General features: G+C 64.4%; 25 protein-coding genes. 12 read left to right on the top strand and 13 right to left on the bottom strand.

All coding sequences use genetic code 11. The features are described 5' to 3' along the window. Window positions 1-43: 43 nt before the first annotated feature. A complete protein-coding gene (locus VF769_RS15715; RefSeq protein ID WP_331009372.1) occupies window positions 44-778 on the top strand; it encodes a Bax inhibitor-1/YccA family protein in 735 nt (244 codons plus the stop codon). 84 nt (window positions 779-862) lie between these two features. On the opposite strand, the gene VF769_RS15710 is transcribed toward VF769_RS15715, so the two are convergent. Continuing rightward, entirely contained in the window at window positions 863-1,174 is a 312-nt protein-coding gene (locus tag VF769_RS15710) for a DUF2794 domain-containing protein (RefSeq protein WP_331009371.1), read from the bottom strand. Window positions 1,175-1,695: 521 nt separating this feature from the next. On the opposite strand from VF769_RS15710, the gene VF769_RS15705 reads away from it, so the two are divergent. Genes VF769_RS15705 through VF769_RS15690 form a run of 4 tightly spaced genes read left to right on the top strand, consistent with a single transcriptional unit; the run spans window position 1,696 to window position 6,132 of the window. Then, the gene (locus tag VF769_RS15705; RefSeq protein WP_331009370.1) at window positions 1,696-2,418 is read left to right on the top strand and encodes an ABC transporter ATP-binding protein; all 723 of its coding nucleotides are present in this window, start codon (window positions 1,696-1,698) and stop codon (window positions 2,416-2,418) included. Between the two features lie 23 nt (window positions 2,419-2,441). Beyond that, on the top strand, window positions 2,442-3,167 hold the full coding sequence (locus VF769_RS15700; protein WP_414731783.1) for an ABC transporter permease: 726 nt from the start codon (window positions 2,442-2,444) through the stop codon (window positions 3,165-3,167). Window positions 3,168-3,169: 2 nt separating this feature from the next. Then, a complete protein-coding gene (locus VF769_RS15695; protein ID WP_331009368.1) occupies window positions 3,170-5,104 on the top strand; it encodes a GldG family protein in 1,935 nt (644 codons plus the stop codon). Continuing rightward, entirely contained in the window at window positions 5,101-6,132 is a 1,032-nt protein-coding gene (locus VF769_RS15690; protein WP_331009367.1) for a DUF4340 domain-containing protein, read from the top strand. Before VF769_RS15695 ends, VF769_RS15690 begins: the two co-directional genes overlap by 4 nt. On the opposite strand, the gene VF769_RS15685 is transcribed toward VF769_RS15690, so the two are convergent. From VF769_RS15685 to VF769_RS15675, 3 genes are all read right to left on the bottom strand, one after another. Then, window positions 6,129-6,863, bottom strand: a complete 735-nt coding sequence (locus VF769_RS15685; protein WP_331009366.1) for a DUF1223 domain-containing protein — start codon at window positions 6,861-6,863, stop codon at window positions 6,129-6,131. The two genes, VF769_RS15690 and VF769_RS15685, sit on opposite strands and share 4 nt — an antisense overlap. Window positions 6,864-6,926: 63 nt before the next feature. Beyond that, the gene (gene acnA / locus VF769_RS15680; protein WP_331009365.1) at window positions 6,927-9,623 is read right to left on the bottom strand and encodes an aconitate hydratase AcnA; all 2,697 of its coding nucleotides are present in this window, start codon (window positions 9,621-9,623) and stop codon (window positions 6,927-6,929) included. A 223-nt stretch (window positions 9,624-9,846) separates the two neighbouring features. Beyond that, complete coding sequence (locus VF769_RS15675; protein WP_331009364.1) at window positions 9,847-10,851, bottom strand: DUF4349 domain-containing protein; 1,005 nt, start codon at window positions 10,849-10,851, stop codon at window positions 9,847-9,849. Window positions 10,852-10,931: 80 nt separating this feature from the next. Here VF769_RS15675 and ccmA point away from each other — a divergent pair, with 80 nt between their 5' ends. Genes ccmA through VF769_RS15650 form a run of 5 tightly spaced genes read left to right on the top strand, consistent with a single transcriptional unit; the run spans window position 10,932 to window position 13,634 of the window. Further along, on the top strand, window positions 10,932-11,549 hold the full coding sequence (gene ccmA, locus VF769_RS15670) for a heme ABC exporter ATP-binding protein CcmA (protein WP_331009363.1): 618 nt from the start codon (window positions 10,932-10,934) through the stop codon (window positions 11,547-11,549). Further along, a complete protein-coding gene (gene ccmB, locus VF769_RS15665; RefSeq protein WP_331009362.1) occupies window positions 11,546-12,199 on the top strand; it encodes a heme exporter protein CcmB in 654 nt (217 codons plus the stop codon). Before ccmA ends, ccmB begins: the two co-directional genes overlap by 4 nt. A 54-nt stretch (window positions 12,200-12,253) precedes the next feature. Next, window positions 12,254-12,976, top strand: a complete 723-nt coding sequence (locus VF769_RS15660; protein ID WP_331009361.1) for a heme ABC transporter permease — start codon at window positions 12,254-12,256, stop codon at window positions 12,974-12,976. Beyond that, entirely contained in the window at window positions 12,973-13,110 is a 138-nt protein-coding gene (locus VF769_RS15655) for a heme exporter protein CcmD (RefSeq protein ID WP_331009360.1), read from the top strand. The genes VF769_RS15660 and VF769_RS15655 overlap by 4 nt, the downstream gene beginning before the upstream one ends. Then, window positions 13,107-13,634, top strand: coding sequence for a DsbE family thiol:disulfide interchange protein (locus VF769_RS15650; RefSeq protein WP_331009359.1), 528 nt, complete (start codon window positions 13,107-13,109; stop codon window positions 13,632-13,634). The genes VF769_RS15655 and VF769_RS15650 overlap by 4 nt, the downstream gene beginning before the upstream one ends. On the opposite strand, the gene VF769_RS15645 is transcribed toward VF769_RS15650, so the two are convergent. Both VF769_RS15645 and VF769_RS15640 read right to left on the bottom strand, forming a co-directional pair. Continuing rightward, complete coding sequence (locus tag VF769_RS15645) at window positions 13,631-14,215, bottom strand: helix-turn-helix domain-containing protein (RefSeq protein ID WP_331009358.1); 585 nt, start codon at window positions 14,213-14,215, stop codon at window positions 13,631-13,633. The genes VF769_RS15650 and VF769_RS15645 overlap by 4 nt on opposite strands. 111 nt (window positions 14,216-14,326) lie before the next feature. Beyond that, complete coding sequence (locus tag VF769_RS15640) at window positions 14,327-14,971, bottom strand: inner membrane-spanning protein YciB (protein WP_331009357.1); 645 nt, start codon at window positions 14,969-14,971, stop codon at window positions 14,327-14,329. A 95-nt stretch (window positions 14,972-15,066) separates the two neighbouring features. Between VF769_RS15640 and VF769_RS15635 the strand changes: the two genes are divergently transcribed. Then, the gene (locus tag VF769_RS15635; RefSeq protein WP_331009356.1) at window positions 15,067-15,963 is read left to right on the top strand and encodes a peptidylprolyl isomerase; all 897 of its coding nucleotides are present in this window, start codon (window positions 15,067-15,069) and stop codon (window positions 15,961-15,963) included. A 106-nt stretch (window positions 15,964-16,069) separates the two neighbouring features. After that, the gene (locus VF769_RS15630; protein WP_331009355.1) at window positions 16,070-16,210 is read left to right on the top strand and encodes a hypothetical protein; all 141 of its coding nucleotides are present in this window, start codon (window positions 16,070-16,072) and stop codon (window positions 16,208-16,210) included. On the opposite strand, the gene ftsY is transcribed toward VF769_RS15630, so the two are convergent. The 7 genes from ftsY to rpsP all read right to left on the bottom strand — a co-directional run bounded on the left by ftsY (window position 16,211) and on the right by rpsP (window position 22,072). Further along, window positions 16,211-17,179: a signal recognition particle-docking protein FtsY gene (ftsY, locus tag VF769_RS15625; protein WP_331009354.1), complete on the bottom strand. Its 969-nt coding sequence runs from the start codon at window positions 17,177-17,179 to the stop codon at window positions 16,211-16,213. Then, complete coding sequence (gene mtaB / locus VF769_RS15620; RefSeq protein WP_331009353.1) at window positions 17,176-18,438, bottom strand: tRNA (N(6)-L-threonylcarbamoyladenosine(37)-C(2))-methylthiotransferase MtaB; 1,263 nt, start codon at window positions 18,436-18,438, stop codon at window positions 17,176-17,178. The genes ftsY and mtaB overlap by 4 nt, the downstream gene beginning before the upstream one ends. 105 nt (window positions 18,439-18,543) lie before the next feature. Beyond that, window positions 18,544-18,954 carry a 50S ribosomal protein L19 gene (gene rplS, locus VF769_RS15615; protein ID WP_331009352.1) on the bottom strand — a complete coding sequence of 137 codons (411 nt, stop codon included), beginning with the start codon at window positions 18,952-18,954 and terminating at the stop codon, window positions 18,544-18,546. 102 nt (window positions 18,955-19,056) lie between these two features. Beyond that, on the bottom strand, window positions 19,057-19,557 hold the full coding sequence (locus VF769_RS15610; RefSeq protein WP_331009351.1) for a hypothetical protein: 501 nt from the start codon (window positions 19,555-19,557) through the stop codon (window positions 19,057-19,059). Between the two features lie 14 nt (window positions 19,558-19,571). Continuing rightward, window positions 19,572-20,258: a tRNA (guanosine(37)-N1)-methyltransferase TrmD gene (gene trmD / locus VF769_RS15605; RefSeq protein ID WP_331009350.1), complete on the bottom strand. Its 687-nt coding sequence runs from the start codon at window positions 20,256-20,258 to the stop codon at window positions 19,572-19,574. A 33-nt stretch (window positions 20,259-20,291) separates the two neighbouring features. Then, window positions 20,292-21,701 (bottom strand): ribosome maturation factor RimM, encoded by a 1,410-nt coding sequence (rimM, locus tag VF769_RS15600; protein ID WP_331009349.1) that lies wholly within the window; start codon window positions 21,699-21,701, stop codon window positions 20,292-20,294. A gap of 8 nt (window positions 21,702-21,709) precedes the next feature. Further along, window positions 21,710-22,072 (bottom strand): 30S ribosomal protein S16, encoded by a 363-nt coding sequence (gene rpsP / locus VF769_RS15595; protein ID WP_349258155.1) that lies wholly within the window; start codon window positions 22,070-22,072, stop codon window positions 21,710-21,712. Between the last annotated feature and the right edge of the window lie 11 nt (window positions 22,073-22,083).

Raw genomic sequence — 22,083 nt, 5'->3', positions numbered from 1 at the left:
TAGCAGCTGTGACGCGGTATTCTCCGCGCCAAGGAGGTTATTGATGAGCGACTACCACTCGCAAACACGGTCGATCCCGACCGGGCGTGCGGATATGGCGGTCGACGCCGGCCTGCGGGCTTTCATGTTGGGCGTCTACAATAAGATGGCTGTCGGCCTGCTGCTGACGGGCGTTCTGGCTTACATCGTCGGCACCACGCCGGCGTTTATGGCGGCGATTTTCTCCGGTCCACAAGCCTATCTCGTGATGTTCGGCCCGCTCGCGATCTTGCTGATCTCCAGTTTTGTCATGCGCAATCCCTCGCCGGCCGCAGCGAATATCGTTTACTGGAGCGTGGTTACGCTGATCGGTATCGGCATGGGCGCGTTGGTTTACGCCTACGCGGGCATCCCAAACGGCATGGTTCTGGTGGCGAAGGCCTTCCTGATCACGTCGGCGACGTTCGGCGGCTTGTCCTTGTGGGGCTACACCACCAAGCGCGATCTGACGGGCTTCGGCACGTTCCTGATCATGGGCCTCATTGGCCTGATCATCGCTTCAGTGGTGAACATGTTCCTGCAAAGCGACGCGCTGTCGTTTGCGATTTCCATCATCGGCGTGCTCGTGTTCGCCGGTCTGACCGCGTTCGACACGCAGCGGCTGAAGTACACCTATTATGCGCTGGGTGGCGATCAGCGCGCGATGTCAGTGGCGACAACGTTTGGTGCGTTGAGCCTGTACATCAACTTCATCAACCTGTTCCAATTCATCCTGAGCTTGCTGTCGCCGCGCGACTAAGCGTTGGGAGTTCAGGTCAAATGATTGCGCCCCGGCCCATGGCCGGGGCGTTTTCTTTGGCGGCCAGCGCACGGTTGGCGTGCGCTAATCGCCCACAACTTGCATGCGCTTTGGCTCGAGCACGGCGAGTACGCGATCCAGATCGTGACCGCGGCGCAGTACCCGTCCGTCGATCGCGCGCACGCTGTATTCGCCTTGCTTGCGCGCATTCGCCGGGCATTTTTCGATCTGATAGAGCGGGGCCTCGCTGGTGCGGCGGTAGACGCTGAAGAGGGCGCGATCGGTCAACGCATCCATGGCGTAATCGCGCCATTCGCCGGCGGCGACCATGCGTCCGTAGAATCTGAGAAGGCGGTCGAGTTCGCGACGTTCGAAGAAAACCGTGCGCCCGCTCATGCGTTTTCGTTCTCCACAGGATGCAAACACCCTGCACACAGGTAAGCCTATGATAGGCAATATTACAAATGGAGCAGGTCGGCTTTTGGCCTGATTTTCTGCTTGCTCTCGCCCCATCCCGAAGCGAGTTTATTTGCGTGGCCGGTCGGAGAAAGGCTCGTGCCGGGGGAATCCATCAGCCCCCCCAGCCCCCCTCCGGTACGCGCTTCGGCCGGCCACAACTTTGATCAAGCCCCGCGCATGTCGCGGGCTTTGTCGTGTCTGGGCCAGAAAATTCGGCGTAATTCAACAATTTTGCAGCCGGCCGTGATGCGCAGCGCACGCATTTTTATGCGTGCTCCTTTGGTTGCGATGGCGTGCAGAACGGGCCCGTAATTCTGTTTACAAGTTGGCAATCGAAGCTGGAATCGGCGCCGAGTGATTCGTGTCCGCGCGGCGCTGCTGTGGATAAGAAGCGGTGGCGTTTTCACTCAAACCACCCTAAGAGCGGCGCTCGTTTCTCGACGGGGAATTCTATCCACATGCTGCTGCAGGTCGATGGTCTGCGGAAGACGTTTGGCCGCCGCGTCGCCGTGGACGGTATCGGTTTTTCGATTGATGTTGGTGAGATCGTCGGTTTCCTGGGCCCCAACGGCGCAGGCAAGACCACGACGATGCGCATGATCGCGGGTTATCTCGAACCCGACGAAGGCGTGGCCAAGATTTTCAATATTGATGTCGCGCAGGAGCGCCGCCGCGCACAGGAGCGGGTGGGCTATTTGCCCGAGGGCGCGCCGCTCTATGGCGAGATGACGCCTTGGTCATTTCTGCGCTTCGTCGCGGAGACGCGCGGCATGTCGCGTGAAGGCGCGCGTCACGCTGTGCGCCGTGCGGCGCAGGATGCGCGCCTGGGCGATTCCATCGATCGCCCGATCGACACGCTCTCTAAGGGCTATCGCCGCCGTGTGGGCTTTGCAGCGGCGTTGCTGCACGATCCGATGCTGTTGATCTTGGACGAGCCGACGGATGGTCTCGATCCCAACCAACGCCACGCCGTGCGCGATCTGATCAAGAAGCTCGGTGAAGAGCGCGGCCTCATCATTTCCACGCACTCGTTAGAAGAGGTGGAAGCGGTCTGCACGCGCGCCATCGTCATCGATCAGGGCCGAATCGTCGCCGATAAAACGCCGGCGGCCTTGATTGACGAGCATGGCACGCTGGAGCGCGCGTTCACGGCGCTCACGCGCGGGGAGGAGCGCACGTGAAGAAGCGTCCTGGTCTTGCCAGCATGACGGCGATCTATCGCCGCGAATTGCTCTCCTATGTGACGACGCCGACGGCTTACGTGTTCGTGGCTGTGTTTCTGTTCTCGATCGGCCTCTTCACTTTCCAAGTGGGCGGCTTCTTCGAGGCGCGCCGCGCGGACCTCTCTGCGTTCTTTGCGTTTCATCCTTGGATCTTCATGGTGTTCCTGCCGGCCGTATCGATGCGGCTTTGGGCGGAAGAGGCGCGCTCAGGCGCAATCGAATTGCTGATGACGCTGCCAGCGCCGACATGGGCATTGGTGCTTGGCAAATTCTTGGCGGCGTGGACGGTGGCGGCGGCGGCGCTGCTGATGACGATCCCGCTCTGGATCAGCGTCAACATCCTCGGTTCGCCCGATAACGCGGCGATCTTCACGGCTTATATCGCAAGCTTGCTGATGGCGGGCGCTTATCTCGCGATCGGTTCCATGATGTCGGCGTTGACGCCGGCGCAGATTGTGGCCTTCGTGCTCGCGGTGCTGGTGTCGTTCCTGCTGACAGCGCTTGGACTCCCGCTCGTACTGGATTTCTTTTCGGGCATCCTGGGCGGGGGTGTGTCGGAAGCGCTGGCGCGGTTTTCGATCATGCACCATTTCGACGCCGCGCAGCGCGGCGTCGTTGAGTTTCGCTCCGTGTTCTATTTCGTGTCGCTGATTGCGTTGTGCCTTGGGTTCAATGCGCTTGCGGTTGACGCGCGGCGGGGAGGCTAAACATGAGCGCCCGTCGTTACGCATTCTTCGCAGCGCTCGCCCTGTTCATCGCGTTCGTCTCGGCGAACGTGATCGCCAATTCGTGGTTTCGTGGCTGGCGGCTCGATCTGACCGAGAGCCGGCTCTATTCGCTGAGCGAAGGGACGCGCCGCACGCTCGATGATTTGAGCGAACCTGTGGAGCTCAAGCTCTATTATTCGCGCGATGCGGCCGCGGTGTCGCCGCAGCTTCAGGCGTACGCCGCGCGCGTGCGCGAGATGCTGCAAACCTTCCAAGCGCGCTCACGTGGCCGCGTGCGCTTTGTGGAAGTGAATGTCGAGCCTTTCACGGAGCAGGAAGACCAAGCCGTTGAGTTGGGTATCGAGCCCTACCGACCATACCAGGGCGCGGACCCGATCTATTTCGGCCTGACGGGCGCCAACGCGATCGACGATCAGCGCATCATTCCCTTGTTCGATCCGCAGCGTGAAGCGTTTCTCGAATACGAGATCACGCGCCTCATTTATGAGCTGGAGAATCCGAACCCGGTGCGCGTGGCGCTGATTACCTCGCTGCCGATCGATCCGGCGGCGGCGTCCGATCCGTTGGCGGGGCGCGCGCAAAATCTGTTCGCGACGGAAATGGGCCGCTTGCTGAACGTGACCAAGCTCGCGCCGGATTTCAGCGAAATTCCAGACGTCGATGTGCTTGCGATCATTCATCCGGGCCAATTGTCGCCGCAGCAACTCTACGCGATTGACCAATTCGTATTGCGGAAAGGCCGTGCGTTCGTGGCGCTCGATCCGGCGTCGCTGAGCGCCGAGCAGGCGGCGGGCGGCTTTGATCCGTTCAATCCGGTTGCGCCGGCGCCGACGGCCTCAACGCTTGAACCATTGCTGGCGCAATGGGGTGTGGCGCTGACGCCGGGCGTGGTGCTCGATCTCGATGGGGCGTTGCCGGTGCGGGTTCAGGACCCCACGAGCGGGCAGCCTGTCGACGCGCCACAGCCCTTGTTCTTCACCGTGCCGGCGGAACAGCTCGATCGCGAAGACCTGATGACGGCGTGGCTCGGTCGCGGCGTGAATTTTGGTCTGGCTGGCGGCCTCACTTGGACCGAACGCGAAGGCGTACAAATCCAGCCGCTTGCGCGCACCAGCGGCCGTACGATGCGCATGCCCGCCGCAGAAGCGATGATGCGGCCGACGCCGTTTGACATCCTGCGCATGTGGCCGCAGGGCGGCGGGCGCATCGAAACCGTGGCTTTGCGGCTTTCGGGCAATCTAGAAACCGCGTTCCCGAATGGCGCCCCGGCCGTAGCGCCGGCGCCGCTCGCGGAGGGTGAAACCGCGCCGCCGCCGCCACCGCCTGCGCAGACGGGCGAGCCGCTGACGCGTTCCGCGGCGCCGGTGGAAATTGTGGTCGTCTCCGACGTCGATTTCCTGGCTGATGACTTTTACGTCGATCCGACGAATGGCGGCACGGCCGCGGACAACGCGGCGTTCGCTTTGAATGCGATCGACGTGTTGGGCGGTTCGGACGCGCTGGTGTCGCTGCGCTCCCGTGCGCCGTCGCTCCGGCGGATGGAACTGGTCGATGACATGGAGGCCGACGCACAACGTCGCATTCAGCGGCGCCAAGAGGAGCTTCGCGCGGAGTTGCAGGAAACCGAAGCGCGCCTAGCGGAAATGCAGGAGCGTGGCCGAGGCTCTGGTTTCTTCGCGGGCGATCTCGGCGCTGAGCTGACGCCGGAAGAGAATATCGAGATTGAGCGTTTCCGCGCGCGCGCGCTAGAGGTGCGCGCTGAATTGCGCAGCGTTGAACGTGAATTGCGCGGCGACATCGATCGGCTGCAGGCGCTGATGGTGTTCATCAATGTTTGGCTTGCGCCGCTCTTGGTGGCGGGGGCGGGTCTGTTCTTGTTCTGGCGCCGGCAGCGGCGCGGGAGTGCGCGTCGATGACGTCTGAGCTTTCCGAGCGTCGCCGGGGCCGCACGCTCACCTTGTTTGTCATTGCTGGCGCGCTCGCCGTGATCGCGGCGGTGACGGTGGGGATTGAGGTCCGCTCATCCAGCCCGAACGCAGCCTCAGGGCCGGTCGTGCCCGGCTTGGAGGAAACCATTTCCGGCGCTCAGCGGGTGACGATCGTGAGCCAGGAGGCCAGCTATCGCATCGAGCGCACGCAGCGCGGTTGGGCGATGCGTGACCGCGACGATTATCCGGTGCTGCCGGCGCGTTTGGCGCAACTCACGGAGGGGCTCGAGGGCCTGCGCTACACGCGACGCATGACCAGCGATGCCTCTAAGCATGAACGTTTGGGCGTCACCGATCCGCGGCAGGGCGGACGCGGCATTCTGGTGCAGATCGAGGACGGCCGCGGCGCGCTGCTGGTGAATCTGATCCTGGGCGTGGAGACCAATGGTCTGTATGTGCGTCAGCCCGACAATGATCAGACTTGGGCGGCGGAAGGCGAATTGCCGCCGCTGCGCGATGTGGCGACCTGGATGGCGCTGCAGCCGCTGAGCCTGCCGGCGGAACGGTTGGCGCGCGTGGAGATCATGCCGGCGGAAGGCCGCGCCTATATTCTTGCGCGCGACGCCGCCGACCAACCATGGCGCATTGCTGCGCCAGCGTTGGCGGGCCTGCCGCAAATGATTACCGCGGCGGCGGAGCATCTAACGCAACTTTCGCCCAGCGACGTCCGCACCGCGCCGGCCATTCAAGGCGCGCCAACAGCGCGCATACGCGCACGCACGTTCGATGGAATCATCATCGACGCTGAACTGATCGCGAGCGATGGCCGCACCTGGGTGAAGATGGTCGCGCGCGCCGAGACGCCGGAGCAGGAGCCAGCCGCGCTTGCGATCAATAATGAGAGCGCGGCCTGGGCGTATGCGCTGACGAGCGAAGACGTTCAAGCGCTTGCGCCGCCGTTGACGCAGCTTGTGCCGAGCGCCGCGCCGCCCGCCGCTGTGCCGCCGCCGTTCTAGCGCTCGACGTAAGCCGCCGCGAGCACGGGGCCGCCATAGCGTTCCTGCACGATCACGGCGCAGTGCGGCGAACAGAGGCTGCGCTCATACCACGCGGATGCGCCATTCCATTGTGCGAGCCGATCGATGCGCCGAACGAGATTGTAGTGCGTCACCGTACGATTGACGTTCATGCCGCCGGTGATGCGTACGCTGATTGGGCCGGGCTCGTAGGCGACAAGCCAAATATCGGATTCCGGTGCGCCGGCGCGGGCGCCAACCGTCACGCGCACGCGCCCGTTGTTGAGTCGTGATATCGAGAGATCAGGCGCGATGGCGGGGAGGCCGGCGGCGCGGCGTTGATCGAAGGTCGCGCGCGCTTCGTCCCAATCCGAGGCGCTAATCTGGCGCGCACCATCGAACACGAGTTGCGGGGTGAAACGGCCACGTACCCGTAGCGCGTTCGAATAATCGCGCTGGCGATCGCTGAACTCGCGCTGGGCGAAGGTGTCGGGCCAGCCAAGGTAATCCCAGATGCCAACCGGGAAGGTGAGCGCCAGCACCCCGTCCTCACGCGAAAAACCGCCGAGCAGGCGGTTCGCGCGCGGGCACTGCGTGCATCCCTGGGCCGTGTAGAGTTCCACCACCGTCTGGACGCGCTGCCCCTGAACCTGGGCGTGCGCGCTGAGCGTGGTCGCCGCCAAGCCGAACAGCAGGGCGGCCAGGAAGCGGGCGATCATGCGTGGCAGCATGAACGGCCCGCCCCTTGGATTCTAGTCACAGCGGCGTGACGGGGCGCCCGTTGGGCGCTCGGATCACCCCGCTTTGGCCAGGCCACGCAGCACATAGTGCAAGATACCCCCGTTACGGAGGTATTCGACCTCGTTCTCCGTGTCGATCCGGCACGCCACTTCGATGTCGCGCACCGACCCGTCCGCCGCCTTGATCCGTAGCGTTACTTTCTGACGGGGGCCGAGATTGGCCACGCCGGAGAGCGAGACTTGCTCATCGCCCTTCAAGCCCAGGCCGGCCCAGGACTGCCCGTCGATGAATTGCAGCGGCAGCACGCCCATGCCGATCAGGTTCGAGCGGTGGATGCGCTCGAAGCTTTCGGCCACCACGGCGCGGACGCCGAGGAGCGTCGTGCCTTTGGCCGCCCAGTCGCGCGAGGAGCCGGTGCCGTATTCCTTGCCCGCGAAGATCACCAGTTCGCGGCCTTCGGCCTTGTAGCGCATCGCCGCGTCATAGATGGCGAGGCGTTCGCCCGATGGATGGTGGATGGTGTAGCCGCCTTCCACGATTGAGCCGTCGTCGTTTTTCACCATCGCATTCTTGATGCGGATGTTGGCGAAGGTGCCGCGCATCATGACTTCGTGGTTGCCCCGGCGCGCGCCGTAGGAATTGAAGTCCGCCTGCGCCACGCCGTGCTCGGTGAGATAGACGCCTGCTGGCGAGACCTTCTTGATCGAGCCCGCGGGGCTGATGTGGTCGGTGGTGATCGAGTCGCCGAACAGGCCCAGCACCCGCGCTTCGACGATGTCGGTCGGCGGCTTTGGCGTCATGCTCATGCCTTCGAAGTAAGGCGGGTTTTGCACGTAGGTGGAATTGTTGTCCCACTCATAGGTGCGGCCGGCGCCGACCTTGATCGCTTGCCAGTGCTGATCGCCTGCGAACACGTTGCCGTAACGGGCTTCGAACATCGCTTTCGTCACCGACGAACGCACGGTTTCTTCGATCTGCGCGTTTGTCGGCCAGATGTCCTTCAGGAACACCGGCTTGCCATCGCTGCCCGTTCCCAGCGGTTCGGTTTCGAGGTTCGTGTAAACCGAACCCGCGAGCGCGTAGGCGACAACCAGCGGCGGCGAAGCGAGATAGTTCGCGCGCACGTCCTGGTTCACGCGGCCTTCAAAATTGCGGTTGCCCGAGAGCACCGAGGCGACAACGAGATCATTCTCCGCGACAGCGGCGGAAATCGCCGGCGGCAGCGGGCCCGAATTGCCGATGCAGGTCGTGCAGCCATAGCCGACGAGATTGAAGCCCAGCGCGTCGAGATCCTTATCGAGGCCTGCCTTGGCGAGATAATCCGTGACGACTTGGCTGCCCGGCGCGAGAGAGGTCTTCACCCACGGCTTCGTCTTCAAACCCTTCGCCACAGCGTTACGCGCGACGAGGCCGGCGGCGATTAGCACGCTCGGGTTCGACGTGTTGGTGCACGACGTGATCGCGGCGATGACAACGTCGCCGTGGCCGACATCATGATTGGCGCCCGCGACTGGCGCGCGCTTCTTCAATTCCGCGCTCTTGCGGAATTCGTCGTTCATCACCTTGGTGAAGCCCTCGCCGACGCCGCCGAGCAGAACGCGGTCTTGCGGACGCTTCGGACCGGCGAGCGATGGGCGCACGTCAGCAAGCGAGAGCTCAAGCGTGTCGGTGAATTCCGGCTCGATATCGGTGCGCCAGAGGCCATTGGCTTTGCAATAAGCTTCGACCAGAGCCGTGCGCGCGGGATCGCGGCCGGTGGCGTTGAGATAATCGATCGTCTTGGAATCGACGGGGAAGAAGCCGCAGGTCGCGCCATATTCCGGGGCCATGTTGGCGATGGTGGCGCGGTCTTCCACGCTCATGGTTTCAAGGCCGGGGCCGTAGAATTCGACGAACTTGCCGACCACGCCCTTCTTACGCAGCATTTGCGTGACGGTGAGCACGAGGTCGGTGGCGGTGGCGCCCTCCGGCAGCTTGCCGGAGAGACGGAAGCCAATGACTTCCGGGATCAGCATCGAGATCGATTGGCCGAGCATCGCCGCTTCTGCTTCGATGCCGCCGACGCCCCAACCGAGCACGCCGATGCCGTTGATCATCGTGGTGTGCGAGTCCGTGCCAACGACGGTGTCCGGATAGGCCAACTCTTCGCCGCCTTCCTGACGCGTCCACACCGATTGACCGAGATATTCCAGATTGACTTGGTGGCAGATGCCGGTGCCCGGCGGAACGACGCGGAAATTGCGGAACGCCTGCTGGCCCCAGCGCAGGAATTGATAGCGCTCGCCGTTGCGCTCGTATTCGAGTTCGACGTTCTGCTTGAACGCACTGGCGTTGGCGAAGTGATCGACCATGACCGAGTGGTCGATGACCAGATCAACCGGCACCAGCGGATTGATGCGCTCCGGATCAGCGCCGAGCTTGGCGGCGGCGTCACGCATCGCGGCGAGGTCAACGACGGCGGGCACGCCGGTGAAATCCTGCATCAGCACGCGCGCGGGGCTGAAGGCGATTTCGACTTCGTTCTTGCCCTTGTTCACCAGCCACGACGTCATGGCCAGGATGTCGGCTTTCTTCACCGCGACTCCGTCCTCGGTGCGCAGCAGATTTTCGAGCAGGACCTTCAGCGAGATCGGCAGCTTGGAGATGTCGCCAAGGCCGTTCGCGGACGCCTTGTTGAGATCGAAATATGCATAGGACTTACCGCCCGCGCTGAGCGTGGTGCGGGCGTTGAATGAGTTCAAAGATGGCATGGGTCTGCATCCGGCTTAAGAGCTTCAGAGATGCAAGCGCGTTGGGGTGCGCCCCAAGTTCGGAATCAAACCGGTTCGCGCGGCAGGGCTTATTTAGCGCCGTTTTATGAAGGCGCAATTGATGCTGTGGCCAATGTTTGCGACCCGTTCGCAACAGGGCGTGCGTCGCCCTTCGACAAGCTCAGGGTGACGCACTTCGACTGCCAGCGCTTTACCTCAAGCGTCAGCCTGAGCCTGTCGAAGGCGGCGGGCTAGGCTCAGCAGCCGGCGCGGGCGTGCGGTTGAAGAACCGCCCGCCGCGACGGCGGCGCCAGCGCAGCGCCAGCCACACGAGCGGCACGATCACGATCGCGAACGGGATCAAGCCCGCGATGATCGTGATGATCGCCGCAAAGCCCGCGACGACGATGCCGAGGAAATTCGCAAAGGCATCGCGCAGCGGCTCGAACGTGTCGCTGCCGACGGGGCGCGGCGCCGATTGGTAATTGATCGTAAGTTCCGACATCGAGACCCGCGTGCGCATCACGGCGAGGTTCGATTGCACGGCGTCGATCTCGCCTTGTACACGGGCCAGTTCGCGCTCCACTTCGAGCAGGTCGGAGAGGCGACCCGGGCGCGAGCGCAGCAGCTCCTGCAGGCGATCGCGGAGCGCCGTTTGCGCGCGGAGACGCGCTTCAGTGTCGACGATGGCGCGGGTCAAGTCTTCGGTATTGGTGGTTGAGGATTGAACGCGGCCTCCAGCTTCGTCGACCTGCGCGGCGATGCCGTTTCGGAATGTCGCCAGCCAAGTCGGCTCGGCGCGCAGCGAGACGTAGCCCTGCATGAAGCTCTCGGGGTCGCCGCTCTTATTGGAGCCGATGAGTTGGCAGAGCCGCGGGCCGGCGGCGGTGCAGGCCTGGATATGTGCATCCATGACACTCGAAAGTCGTTCACTCGGGATTTCGAGGCCCGTGGCGTAGGAATAGGCGAGATAGAGAACGGGCGCGGGGCCGCTCGCTTGGCTGGGCTGGGTGGGCTGGCTCGCCGCGGGTGCGTCCATCGGGGCGGGCGGTGCGGCCGGCGCAGGCGCTGCCTCCTCCATGGCCGCGCGACCTTGGGCGATCTCCATGTCGGCGACGCCGCCATGGGCCTCGGTGGCCGGCGTTTCGCCGCCTGAGGGCGATTGCATGTCCTGGCTACAAGCGGCCAGCGCGCCGGCCAAAATCAGTCCCGCCACGAAACGACGCATCGCCGTCCCTCCCTTATGTCGCAACCACCAAGGCCCGCCTTGGCGGATGACGCAAGCCTTTCTAGAAGCAGGGCGGCATTATGAGCGGGTCCGGACCTTTCCAAGACAAGCCGACAATTCGGGTGGACGCGCTGTCCGTGGCGCGGGGCGGCCGAATTTTGTTCGAAGGCTTGAGTTTCACGGCGGAGCCCGGCGCCTACCTCGAAATTCGCGGCGGCAATGGCGCGGGCAAGACGACCCTGCTGCGTACGCTCGCCGGCTATCTCAAACCGCGCGCTGGCCGGATCGCGTTCGACAACGCGGAAGATCCCGCGCTGAAGCTGCATTTCGTGGGACACCAGAACGGCTTGAAGCCGACGATCAGCGTTGCGTCGCATCTGCGTTATTGGACGGGGCTGTTCGGCGGTGCGGGTGACGCGGACGTGGCCGCTGAGAAGCTTGGGCTCGCCGCATTGTTAGAGCGGCCAGCGCGCACGTTAAGCCAAGGCCAGGCGCGGCGCCTGAGCTTGTCGCGCCTTGTGCTGGCGCCACGGCCGATCTGGCTGCTCGACGAGCCCGCCGCGGCGCTCGACGCCAACGGCAAGGCTATGCTCGCCGCGATCATCGATGCGCACCGGGCTGCCGGGGGCTTGGTCGTTGCAGCTGTGCACGAACCGCTTGGACCGACACCCAGCCAGACCCTCACGGTGGGCGCATGAGCGCGCTTGCGGCGACCTTCCGGCGCGACCTTGCGCTGATGTGGGGTGGCGGGGGCGGCGCATTGGCGCCGCTGGGCTTCTTTCTGGGCGCCACCATGCTTGTGCCCTTGGCGATGGGGCCGGAGCGCAATCTGCTCGCGGCTGCTGGTCCGCCGTTGGTGTGGATTGCGGCCGCGCTCGCGGTGCTCGCGACTTTGGAGCGCTTGTTTCAAGCCGATCTCGAAGACGGTTCGCTCGATCACATGCTGCTGTCGCCCGCACCGCTTGAGATGATCGTGCTCGCCAAGGGCGCGGCGCTTTGGGTGGCAGTCGGCGTGCCGCTGGCGTTGGCGAGCGCGCCGGCCGCCATCGCGTTGCAGGCGCCGCCGGACTTGGTTCCGGCGATTGTGCTGAGCCTGCTGCTTGGCATGGCCGCCTTCATTGGCGTGGGGCTTGTCGGCGCGGCTGTGACCGCTGGTGTGAAGCGCGGCGGGGTTTTGATCGCGCTCATTGTGCTGCCGTTCTTTGCGCCGCCTATTATCTTTGGCGCGGCCGTGGCAGGCGGCGAACATGTCGGCGCAGCGCTCTCTGTGCTGGCTGGTTTCGCACTTGCGGCGATCGCGCTCGGGCCGATCACGGCGGCGGCGGCGCTGCGGCTGCAGGCGGAGTGAGTGATGCCGTTTGCCGCCTGTTTCCCGGCCCTGACACCTGATACCTGACATTTGATGCTGACTTACCTCGCCAATCCCGCGCGCTTCATGGCCTTCTCGGCCTGGGCCGCGCCGATTTTGCTGGTCGCCGCATTCGTGCTGTTGGCGATCGGCGTGCCATGGGGCTTGTTTTATTCGCCAGCGGATTACCAGCAGGGCGAGACGGTGCGGATCATGTATCTGCACGTGCCTTCGGCGTGGTGGTCGATGGGCATCTACGCCTTCATGGGCGCTGCGAGCTTCGTCGGCCTGGTGTGGCGTCATGCGCTGGCCGACGTCGCCGCGCGCGCCGCCGCGCCCATTGGCGCCACGTTCGCGGCGGTGTGCTTGATCACCGGTTCGCTCTGGGGCGCGCCGACTTGGGGCACCTGGTGGGAATGGGACGGGCGTCTCACGTCGATGCTCGCGCTCTTCGTCATCTATCTCGGCTACATCGCGCTTTGGAGTGCGATTGAGGATGAGGAGAAGGCCGCGCGTCTGGCGGCAATTCTTTGTCTCGTTGGCTTGATCAATCTGCCGATCATCAAATTCTCCGTCGATTGGTGGAGCACGCTGCACCAGCCGGCGAGCATCATGCGCGCGGGTGGTTCGTCCATTCACCCGAGCATGATGGGGCCGCTCTTTACGATGGCGGGCGGCTTCCTCTGCCTGTTCGCGGCGCTCCTGATGATGAACATGCGCGCAGCGGTGTTTCGGCGGCGTGTCGAGGCGGCGCGCTTACGTGGGGCAGAGGCATGATCGAAGGGGGTTGGGCGTATATCTGGCCGGCCTACGCTGTGGGCGCTGGCGCGTTCGGCGTGCTGACGATCGCCATTGTGCTGCGGTTGCGCCATTGGGCCGGCGAAGCGCGTAAGCTTGAGAAGAAGCCATGAAGCGGGTTCTCGCCTTCGCGCCTTTGATTTTATTGGCGCTGTTGGTTGTGGTGGGCGTCGTCATGCTTACGCGCGGCGGCGGTGAGCGCGAGTTATTCACGACCGGCGATGAGCGTCGCGCCGCGCCAACCTACGCGCTCACACGTCTGGATGGCGGCGCCCTGCTGACCAGCGACGAAATGGCGGGCCGCGCCTACGTCATCAATATGTTCGCCTCTTGGTGTACGCCGTGCCGGGCCGAGCATCCGCAATTAATGGCCCTGCGCGCGCGCGGCGTTGAGATCGTCGGCGTGGCCTACAAGGATCAGCCGGACGCCTCCGCGCGCTTCCTGCAAGAGCTTGGCGATCCGTTCCGTGTCGTCGCCCTCGATCCGGACGGTCGCTTCGGTATCGAGCTTGGCATCGCGGGCGTGCCGGAGACATTCGTGATCGGCCCGGACGGCACAATTCGCGCCGCTTATCGCGGGCCGCTGACTGAGGACGTGGTCGAGAGCACGATTATGCCTGCGCTCGAAGCGCGCTAGCTGCGCTGTTTGCGCGCGCCGTCGCGTCTGCGTGTTTCCGTCGCCGGCTTTTGCTTTTTCTTTTTCTCGTCTTTCGCGGCGCGCTTGGCTTCACGCTTCGCGTCGCGCTCCGCCTTCGCCGCGGCCTCGTCCGAAAGCTTGGCGAGCTTGGTGAGGATATTGAGAAAGGTCCGCCGCTTGGTGCGCGGCAAGAGGTCGAGGATCGCGGCGTCGGCTGCGCGCGCGTGCTGGGTGGCCGCCGCAAGCAGGGCTGCGCCAGATGACGCCAGATGCACTGCGTGCGCGCGTGCGTCGAGCGGGGCGGTGGTGCGCGAAATCCAGCCGCGCTTTTCCATGCGCTGAACTGTGTCAGCCAGCGTCGAGCGGTCGATGCCGGTGGCGCGCACCAATTCGGTTTGGCTCAGGCCCGGCTTTTCAGAGATGGCGGCGAGTACGGCGAACTGGCGCAAGGAAAGCGTGTCGCCAACAAGTTGGTCGAAGCGATCCGCCGCGAGCTGCTCGGCGCGATGCAGCAAGTGGCTCGCTGATGTCGCGAGCCGAAAAGGCTCGGACTCAGGTCCGTCCGCCATCGAACGCGCCATATTCCACCGCCCCAAAACCCGGCCGGAGCTTAGCAATGCAGAGAAGGCGATCAATCATGTGTTCGACTTTAGTTCGCGTCTGAGGCGAAATTCAGTCCAATGGACGTGAATTCACGCGCTGCGCGGCGTTTCCGCAGGCGCTTCAGCCGTCTCACGATGATGCTTGAGCACGATCGGCGTGTTGATGACAGCGAACAGGATGGTCAGCGGGAATACAACGAAAGGTCGTGAGTTCAGCCAGAACTCGAAGGTTTGCGTGTTGCGGATCACTTCGTTGAGGACGGCCTGAAACAGGAAGAACGCCGACCAACGCAGCGCCAGGATCGTCCAAATCTTGTCGGGTAAATTGAAGGCGTGGCCGAAAAGCAATTTCCAGACGTTCTGCTTCACGGCCAGCGAACCGAGCACCGCGACGACGTAGAAAAGATATGTGAACGTCGGCTTGATTTGAATGAAGGTCGGGTCATGCAGCAAAATCGTGAGGCCGCCGAAGGCGGTGACGATGAAGCCGGTGATGATCAGGACCGGCGGGATGCGGCCTTGCTTGATCTTGCACCAGGCGATGGCGGCGATGGTCGCCGCCATGAAGATGCCAGTGGCGATGTAGACGGCGTTCTCTTTGGTCGCCTCGATGCGCTGCAACACGTTGAACGCGATCACGTAGATGATGACGGGGCCGAGATCGATCAGCAGCTGGTTGGGGCCGCCTTGTTGTCTCGGTTTGGCGGTGGCCAGTGGGGTCAATTCTTCGGTCATGGCCTTTGATACGCTGAACCGGGGGCGGCGGACTAGGCGCTTGCGCCGAAACGCGTTCCCTGCCCAGATCGCGACCTGATTTGTGGGAGGGATGGATGCGTTTGCAGGCTCTGGCGGCGGCAGTGTTGGCGACGGCATGTGCAAGCGCGCCGATGCGGTCCGAGGCGCAGACGGCGCCGGTTCCATCCATGGGCGATATCTTGGAACAATCGCCGGCCGCTGATTGGCGGGCTGTGGATCCAGACAACACGATCTACATGGATCTGCCCGGCGGGCGCGTGATCATCGAACTTGCCCCCCAATACGCACCCAACCACGCCGCCAACATCCGCGCGCTGGCGCGTGCGCGTTATTGGGATGGCGCGGCGATCGTGCGGGCTCAGGACAATTACGTGGTGCAGTGGGGCCGCGACGAAGGCGACACGACCTCGTACGGCGAGGCGCAGCGCTCGCTTCAACCCGAGTTCGACCGCCCGCGCAGCGGCGTCGACATCACACGCCTGCAAGACCCAGACTCATACGCGCGCGAAGTTGGCTTCGCCGACGGCTTCCCAGTCGCCGGCCAGAATGGCCGCACCTGGCTCGCGCATTGCTATGGCATGGTCGGCGCCGGCCGCGGCGACACTGCCGATAGCGGCAGCGGCGCGGAACTCTATGTCGTCATCGGCCAAGCGCCGCGTCACCTCGATCGCAACGTGACGCTGGTGGGGCGCGTGCTGCAGGGCATCGAATTGCTCTCCGTCATGCCGCGCGGCACGGGGCCGTTGGGCTTCTACGAGACGCCGGAGGAGCGCACGATCATCCGTTCGGTGCGTTTGGCGTCTGAGCTGCCGGAAGGCGAGCGCGTCAATCTACAAACGCTGCGCACCGACAGCGCCACCTTCCGCACGCTTACCGAAAGCCGACGCACCCGCCGCGATCCGTGGTTCCTGGAGCCAACGGGCCGCATCAATGTTTGCAACGTGCCGCTGCCGGTACGCGTCGCGCCATAAGATGTGAATTCCGCTCACAGTGCCGACGACGAGGCGTCGTTCGTAAGCGGTGAGGGCCGTCACCACCTCCAATGCAGAGCCGAACGCGGCCTACATGGAGGCGAGAATGCACGACCCCTATCAGCAAACGAAAGTCGATCCCAACGCGCTGCCACCGGTGCTGCGTGACGCCAACATTGCGCTCGCGGTGCTAGTTCTTGTTGGCCCAGGCTTGGCGGCGGTGCTGACGGCAACCGGTGTGGCGTGATTATTCGAGCCCGACCAGTGCACGCGAGAAGCTTGCGGCGTCGAAGGGCTGCAAGTCTTCCGCTTTCTCGCCGACGCCGATGAAATGAATCGGGATGGCGTGGCGCTGCGCGACGGCGACGAGCACGCCGCCCTTGGCGGTGCCGTCGAGTTTGGTCATGACGAGGCCTGTGATGTCGGTGACAGAACGGAAGCTCTCGACCTGAGACAGCGCGTTTTGGCCGACCGTCGCATCCAACACGAGCAGGGTTTCGTGCGGCGCATCTTCATCGATCTTGCGCATGACACGCACGATCTTGGCGAGCTCGGCCATCAGCTCTGATTTGTTTTGCAGGCGCCCCGCCGTGTCGATCAGCGCGACGTCCGCGTTCTCTTCTTTGGCGCGTTTGACCGTCTCAAACGCAACCCCCGCTGCGTCCGAGCCTTGCGTGGACGAGACGAACGAAGCTTCGGCGCGATCAGCCCAGACTTTGAGCTGCTCAATCGCGGCGGCGCGGAATGTATCGGCGGCGCCGATCACGACCTTTGCCCCGGCATTGGTGAGGTTGTTGGCGAGCTTGCCGATCGTGGTGGTTTTGCCCGAGCCATTCACGCCGATCACCAGCACGATGCGGGGTTTGGGGCCAGTGGTGAGATCGAGCGTGGCTTCGCGCGGCTTGAGAATACGCGCCACTTCGTTGGCGAGCGCGACGCGCGCCTCTTGAACACCGTTCTCCTTGCTGAACCGCTGCTCCGCCAAGGCGCTCGCAATGCGCGCCGCCGCCGCTGCGCCCATGTCGGAGGTGAGGAGCGCATCTTCGAGCTCCGCCAAATCGGCGGCGTCGAGCTTCTCCTTAGTGAAAACCGAGGTGAAGCTTTCGGCGAGTTTGCTCGAAGACTTGCGCAGGCCGTCGAACAAGCCCTTGGCTTGCTCTTCAGGCTGCGGGCTTTCCGCCTGTTTCTTTTTCTTGTCGAACAGACCCCAGATCATGCGGCGACGCCAATCAGATGCGCGCCATCGTGCGCGCTGAAGCGCAGGCGCTGAAATGCTTTACCGCTCGCGCCTTCGAAGCGCACGGCGGTGAAATCGGGCAGGCGTGCAAAGCCGTCGCGCTCAACCAAGCCATCGGCCTCGCGGCCCACCCAGCGGCCAAGATGGCGCTCGAGCGCGGCAGCGCCCGCACCGCGCAATCGCGCAGCGCGTTCCTTGATTGCGCTACGCCCAAGCTGCGGCATGCGCGCAGCCGGCGTGCCTTCGCGCGGGCTGAACGGGAAGGCGTGGACGTAAGCGAGATCGCATTCGTCGATCAGTGACAGCGTGTTGGCGAAATGCGCCTCAGTCTCCGTCGGGAAGCCCGCTATGAAATCGGCGCCGAGCGCGATCTCTGGACGTGCAGCCTTCAAGCGTTGCGCCAGTTCGATCGCTTGCGCGCGCGAGTGGCGGCGCTTCATGCGCTTCAGGATCAGATCGTCGCCGTGCTGCAGCGAGAGATGCAGATAGGGCGCGACGCGTTCGTGCTGCGTGACCAGCTCGAACAATTGATCGTCCATCTCGATGGCGTCGAGCGAGGACAGGCGCAGCATCGGCAGATCCGACGCCAACTTTAGAATGCGCGCGACAAGCGAGCCGAGATTGGGTTGCCCCGGCAGGTCCGCGCCCCAGGAGGTGAGATCAACGCCCGTCAGCACCACTTCCGGCACGCCATTGGCTGCAAGTCGACGGATTTGCTCCACCACTTCCCCCGCCGGCGCCGAGCGCGAATTTCCGCGGCCGTACGGGATGATGCAGAACGTGCAGCGATGGTCGCAGCCGTTCTGCACTTGCACGTAGGCGCGCGTGCGTTCGACGAAGCCGTCGATCAGATGCGACGCGGTTTCGCGCACCGCCATGATGTCGGCGACAGCGACGCGTTCGAGTGGGCCGGTGAAGCTTTCGGCGCGCATCTTCTCGGCATTGCCGAGCACGCGGCTCACTTCAGGCATCGCGGCGAAGCTTTGCGGATCAATTTGAGCGGCGCAGCCGGTGACGATGATTTCCGCGTCCGGGCGTTCGCGGCGGGCGCGGCGAATGGCTTGACGCGCTTGGCGCACGGCTTCGCCGGTGACGGCGCAGGTGTTGATAATGACGGCGTTCGAGAGCGCCGCCTCGCCCGTTAGCGCGCGCATGGCTTCGCTTTCGTAAGCGTTGAGGCGGCAGCCGAGTGTCAGGATCTCGACATCCGCGCGCGGAGGCTTCGCAGGCGCGTTCATGGGGCAGGGGTCAGGTGAGCGTGTGCAGGCCGGAGGTCAAGCGCGGCAAATGAAAAGCCCCGCGAGGCGATCGCGGGGCTTTTATGTCTCGATGGACGCTGAAGCTTATTCAGCGGCGGTGTCGGCGGCCTCGCCGACGAAATCCTCTTCGCGGGCGCCGCCGCCACGCTCGGCGATACGGGCCGACTTGCCGCGGCGATCGCGCAGGTAATACAGCTTCGCGCGGCGGACCTTACCGCGGCGGACGACTTCGATGCTGTCCACGGTCGGCGAGAACAGCGGGAACACGCGCTCCACGCCTTCGCCGAAGCTGATCTTGCGGACCGTGAAATTGGCGTTCAAGCCGCCGCCCGAACGGGCGATGCAGACGCCTTCGTAAGCCTGAACGCGCTCGCGATCGCCTTCCTTGATCTTCACGTTCACGCGCAGCGTGTCGCCCGGATCGAAGGACGGGATGGTCTTGCCCTTGGTGATGCGGGCGACTTCTTCTTGTTCAAGCGTCTGGATCAGGTTCATTTACGCAACCGAGCGCACAGGCTAAGGGCCGGCGCTTCCATAGGAAACCACGGGAAAGCGGGGCGTATAAGGGAAGCTTGGGGCCCTGTCGAGGGGGTAAAGCTAGCCTGCCGGGGCGCATCCCACATAGTTCAGGGTCACCCCTTCGCTCTGCCTGATCCGCATCATGGGGAATTGGCCGGCTCGACCGAGTTGGACGCTCACGCTCTGGCCCGCGCCGTCCTGCAAAGCAAGGAAACCGTCCGCCTCGCTTACCACAGTCACGCGACCCATGCCGGGGGTGATCCAGCTAAGGCTCGAGGGGGGAAACACGTAGAGCCACCCGGCGACATCGCCCGCGGGCACGATCAGCATGCCGCGCAGGCCGCGCACACGCTGGAGGGATTCCGGCGTCAGCACCGGCGGCAGCGCGGCCTCGATGGCCGCGATTTCCTCGACCGCGCCGACACAAGCGGCGTTGATTGTCGTGGCCGTGACGGCGCCCTCGACGGGGCGCCAAATGGCGGAAAGTGCGTGGGCCGCGCGCTCAATTTCGGCCGAATTGGTTTGTGCGTCCGCGCTGGTGGCGAACAGGCAGGCGAGAGCGAACGCCAGGACGCGCATGGGGATCTCCGCGATCAGTTCTTCGACCGGGTGCCGTGCAAATCGGGCCGTCTTTGGGCGGTGATGCGTTCGCGCTCCGCGCGCCGCCAAGCTTCGATCTTGGCGTGGTCGCCGCCAAGCAGCACATCCGGGATCGTGCGGCCCTCCCATTCGCGCGGGCGTGTGTATTGCGGGTGTTCGAGCAGGCCGTCGCTGAAACTTTCCTCGACGATGGAGCTTTGGTTGCCGAGCACACCCGGCAGCAGCCGCACGCAGGCTTCGAGCAACACCAACGCGGCTGCTTCGCCGCCGGCGAGCACGGCGTTGCCGACCGCGACTTCCTGCATGCCGCGCGCTTCAATCACACGCTCGTCCAAGCCTTCAAAGCGCCCGCAGAGGAGGATCACGCCCGGACCGGCGGCCCATTGCTGCGCCATGTCCTGGCTGAGCTGCCTGCCGCGCGGCGAAAGATAGATGAGCGGGCGATCGTGGCGTGGAATGGAGTCGATCGCGGCCGCGGCAACGTCCGCGCGGATCACCATGCCGGCGCCGCCGCCTGCGGGCGTGTCATCTACGTTCTTGTGCGGCCCCAAGCCGAAATCGCGCAATTGCACGGTGTCCAGCGACCACGCGCCCTCGCGCAGCGCTTTGCCGATCAGCGAAACGCCAAGCGTGCCCGGAAATGCTTCCGGGAAGAGGGTGATGATGGAAGCCGCAAACATCGCGTCAGCTGTACGCGGCGTAGCGCTCGCGCGCTACTTGCCGGTGACGGGCTCCGGGGCCGGCGGATCGATCACGACGCGTTTGGCGGCGAGATCGACGTGCGGCACCGTTTCCTTGGTGAAGGTGATACGAACGTTCGGACCACCGTTCGGCGGGCGATATTCGATGATGTCGCCGGCGCCAAAATTCCAAACTGCGCAGATTTCGCCGAGCACCGTGCCGTCCACCGCTTCGGCGCGAGAGCCGAGTAGGTCGACCACGTAGAACTCGTCTTCCGCTGTCGGCGGCAGGTTGGCGCGCGGCACGAACAGGCGCGTGCCTTTCAGTTTCTCAGCCTCTTCGCGGCTCTTCACTTCCGGGGCGACGACAGCCACACCGTCCTTCAGTTCGCGCCAAGATTTCGGCTTCAGGATCACCTTGCCGTCCTCGCTGTGCAGCGGGCCGTAGGCGATCACGCCTTCTTTCTTGTCGGTGAAGGCGCGCAGACGGACTTCGCCCTTCACGCCGAAGGCGCCGGCGATGGCGCCCACGAGCACCATGCCCTTCGCGCCGTTTGTCTTGCCCTTAAAGGCGGGCACAGCTTGCAGATCGCCCACCGTTTCCGGCTCGGCGGCCACTGGCTTTGGCGCGGCCAACGGCTTCGGCGCTTGGCGGATCGGGGCGCTGAGCGGCGTCATGGCGACGGGCTGCGCACGACCCGCGGCGACGGCAAGCGGCTTCGACGGGATGGGGCCAGCGAAGGCCGCCTCGACAGGCGCAAGCTTCGGCGGCTTCACCGGCTTAGCCTTTGGCGGCTTCGGTTGAGGCTTCGGCTTCTCGGCGGCGGGCTTTGCCTCGGCCTTCGTCTTGGGCTCAGGCTTGGCCTTCTGCTCTGGTTTGGCCTTTTCGACCGACTTGGCGTCCGCCTTGGCCGGCTTTTCCGGTTTGGCCGGCGCCGCTTTCGTTTCGGGCGGGAGCGGCTTGCCTTTGGTGACCGGCTTGGCGGCGACGGGTTTGGCCGCTTTCGCCTCGGGCGCAGCCTTCGCCGCGGCCTTGGGTTCTGGCGCCGCCTTCGCCGCCGGCTTGACCGCCGCCTTAGGCGCGGGAGCCGGGGCCTTCGTCTTTGCCTCGGCCTTTGGCGCCGTCTTGGGCGCCTGGGCCGGTTTCACGTCCGCTTTCTTCGGCGCGGCCGCTTTGACCGGGGGCGTCGCCTTGGGGGCGGCGGCCGATTTCGGCGCGGGCTTTGCCGTTTTCGCCGACGCAGCCTTCGACGGGCCGGCCACTTTCGCGGCGGCTTCCGGCCTGGCCTTAGCGACCGGTTTCGCGGGCGCCTTTGGCGGCTCCTTCTTGGCCGGCGCGGCGGCCTTCACAGGCGCCGGCGCGGCTTTCTTGGCGGCTGCGGCCTTCGGCGCGGCAGCCGCCTTGGGAGCGGGCTTAGAATTGGCGGACTTCTTGGTCGGCAAGGGTTTTCTTACGCCTCCGAGGCGGCCTCACCCTCAGCAGCGGCCGGCGCGTTTGCAGCAGCGCGTTCAGCCATCTTCTTACCGGGTTGGGCCTTGTTGGGGTTATTGCGGGTTTCGCGCTTCATAACGCCGGCCTGGTCAAGAAACCGTGCAACACGGTCGGTCGGCAGGGCGCCTTTTTTCATCCATTCTTGAATGCGCTCGAGTTTCAGCAGGACCCGGTTCGGGTCATCGGACTTCAATATAGGATTGTAGGTGCCGACTTTCTCGATGAAACGCCCATCGCGCGGGCTACGGCTGTCGGCCACAACGATTGAGTAGAACGGACGCTTCTTGGCGCCGCCGCGGGCCAAACGGATTTTCAGGGACATTTTCTAAGCTT

Origin of the sequence: Vitreimonas sp., assembly GCF_036392335.1 — a bacterium.
GTDB lineage: Bacteria > Pseudomonadota > Alphaproteobacteria > Caulobacterales > Aquidulcibacteraceae > Vitreimonas.
Note: the sequence above shows the minus strand (reverse complement) of the source record. Positions and strands in the feature narration are given on the sequence as shown.

Bases quoted from the DNA above. Each gene is read 5' to 3' on its own strand.
- ftsY (WP_331009354.1), bottom strand. From the start codon at position 17,179: ATGATCTGGGGTCTGTTCGACAAGAAAAAGAAACAGGCGGAAAGCCCG.
- VF769_RS15705 (WP_331009370.1), top strand. From the start codon at position 1,696: ATGCTGCTGCAGGTCGATGGTCTGCGGAAGACGTTTGGCCGCCGCGTC.
- VF769_RS15650 (WP_331009359.1), top strand. From the start codon at position 13,107: ATGAAGCGGGTTCTCGCCTTCGCGCCTTTGATTTTATTGGCGCTGTTG.
- acnA (WP_331009365.1), bottom strand. From the start codon at position 9,623: ATGCCATCTTTGAACTCATTCAACGCCCGCACCACGCTCAGCGCGGGC.
- ccmB (WP_331009362.1), top strand. From the start codon at position 11,546: ATGAGCGCGCTTGCGGCGACCTTCCGGCGCGACCTTGCGCTGATGTGG.
- VF769_RS15675 (WP_331009364.1), bottom strand. From the start codon at position 10,851: ATGCGTCGTTTCGTGGCGGGACTGATTTTGGCCGGCGCGCTGGCCGCT.
- VF769_RS15700 (WP_414731783.1), top strand. From the start codon at position 2,442: ATGACGGCGATCTATCGCCGCGAATTGCTCTCCTATGTGACGACGCCG.
- VF769_RS15640 (WP_331009357.1), bottom strand. From the start codon at position 14,971: ATGACCGAAGAATTGACCCCACTGGCCACCGCCAAACCGAGACAACAA.
- rplS (WP_331009352.1), bottom strand. From the start codon at position 18,954: ATGAACCTGATCCAGACGCTTGAACAAGAAGAAGTCGCCCGCATCACC.
- mtaB (WP_331009353.1), bottom strand. From the start codon at position 18,438: ATGAACGCGCCTGCGAAGCCTCCGCGCGCGGATGTCGAGATCCTGACA.
- rpsP (WP_349258155.1), bottom strand. From the start codon at position 22,072: ATGTCCCTGAAAATCCGTTTGGCCCGCGGCGGCGCCAAGAAGCGTCCG.
- VF769_RS15645 (WP_331009358.1), bottom strand. From the start codon at position 14,215: ATGGCGCGTTCGATGGCGGACGGACCTGAGTCCGAGCCTTTTCGGCTC.
- trmD (WP_331009350.1), bottom strand. From the start codon at position 20,258: ATGTTTGCGGCTTCCATCATCACCCTCTTCCCGGAAGCATTTCCGGGC.
- VF769_RS15610 (WP_331009351.1), bottom strand. From the start codon at position 19,557: ATGCGCGTCCTGGCGTTCGCTCTCGCCTGCCTGTTCGCCACCAGCGCG.
- VF769_RS15695 (WP_331009368.1), top strand. From the start codon at position 3,170: ATGAGCGCCCGTCGTTACGCATTCTTCGCAGCGCTCGCCCTGTTCATC.
- VF769_RS15660 (WP_331009361.1), top strand. From the start codon at position 12,254: ATGCTGACTTACCTCGCCAATCCCGCGCGCTTCATGGCCTTCTCGGCC.
- VF769_RS15715 (WP_331009372.1), top strand. From the start codon at position 44: ATGAGCGACTACCACTCGCAAACACGGTCGATCCCGACCGGGCGTGCG.
- VF769_RS15710 (WP_331009371.1), bottom strand. From the start codon at position 1,174: ATGAGCGGGCGCACGGTTTTCTTCGAACGTCGCGAACTCGACCGCCTT.
- VF769_RS15655 (WP_331009360.1), top strand. From the start codon at position 12,973: ATGATCGAAGGGGGTTGGGCGTATATCTGGCCGGCCTACGCTGTGGGC.
- VF769_RS15630 (WP_331009355.1), top strand. From the start codon at position 16,070: ATGCACGACCCCTATCAGCAAACGAAAGTCGATCCCAACGCGCTGCCA.
- ccmA (WP_331009363.1), top strand. From the start codon at position 10,932: ATGAGCGGGTCCGGACCTTTCCAAGACAAGCCGACAATTCGGGTGGAC.
- VF769_RS15635 (WP_331009356.1), top strand. From the start codon at position 15,067: ATGCGTTTGCAGGCTCTGGCGGCGGCAGTGTTGGCGACGGCATGTGCA.
- VF769_RS15690 (WP_331009367.1), top strand. From the start codon at position 5,101: ATGACGTCTGAGCTTTCCGAGCGTCGCCGGGGCCGCACGCTCACCTTG.
- VF769_RS15685 (WP_331009366.1), bottom strand. From the start codon at position 6,863: ATGCTGCCACGCATGATCGCCCGCTTCCTGGCCGCCCTGCTGTTCGGC.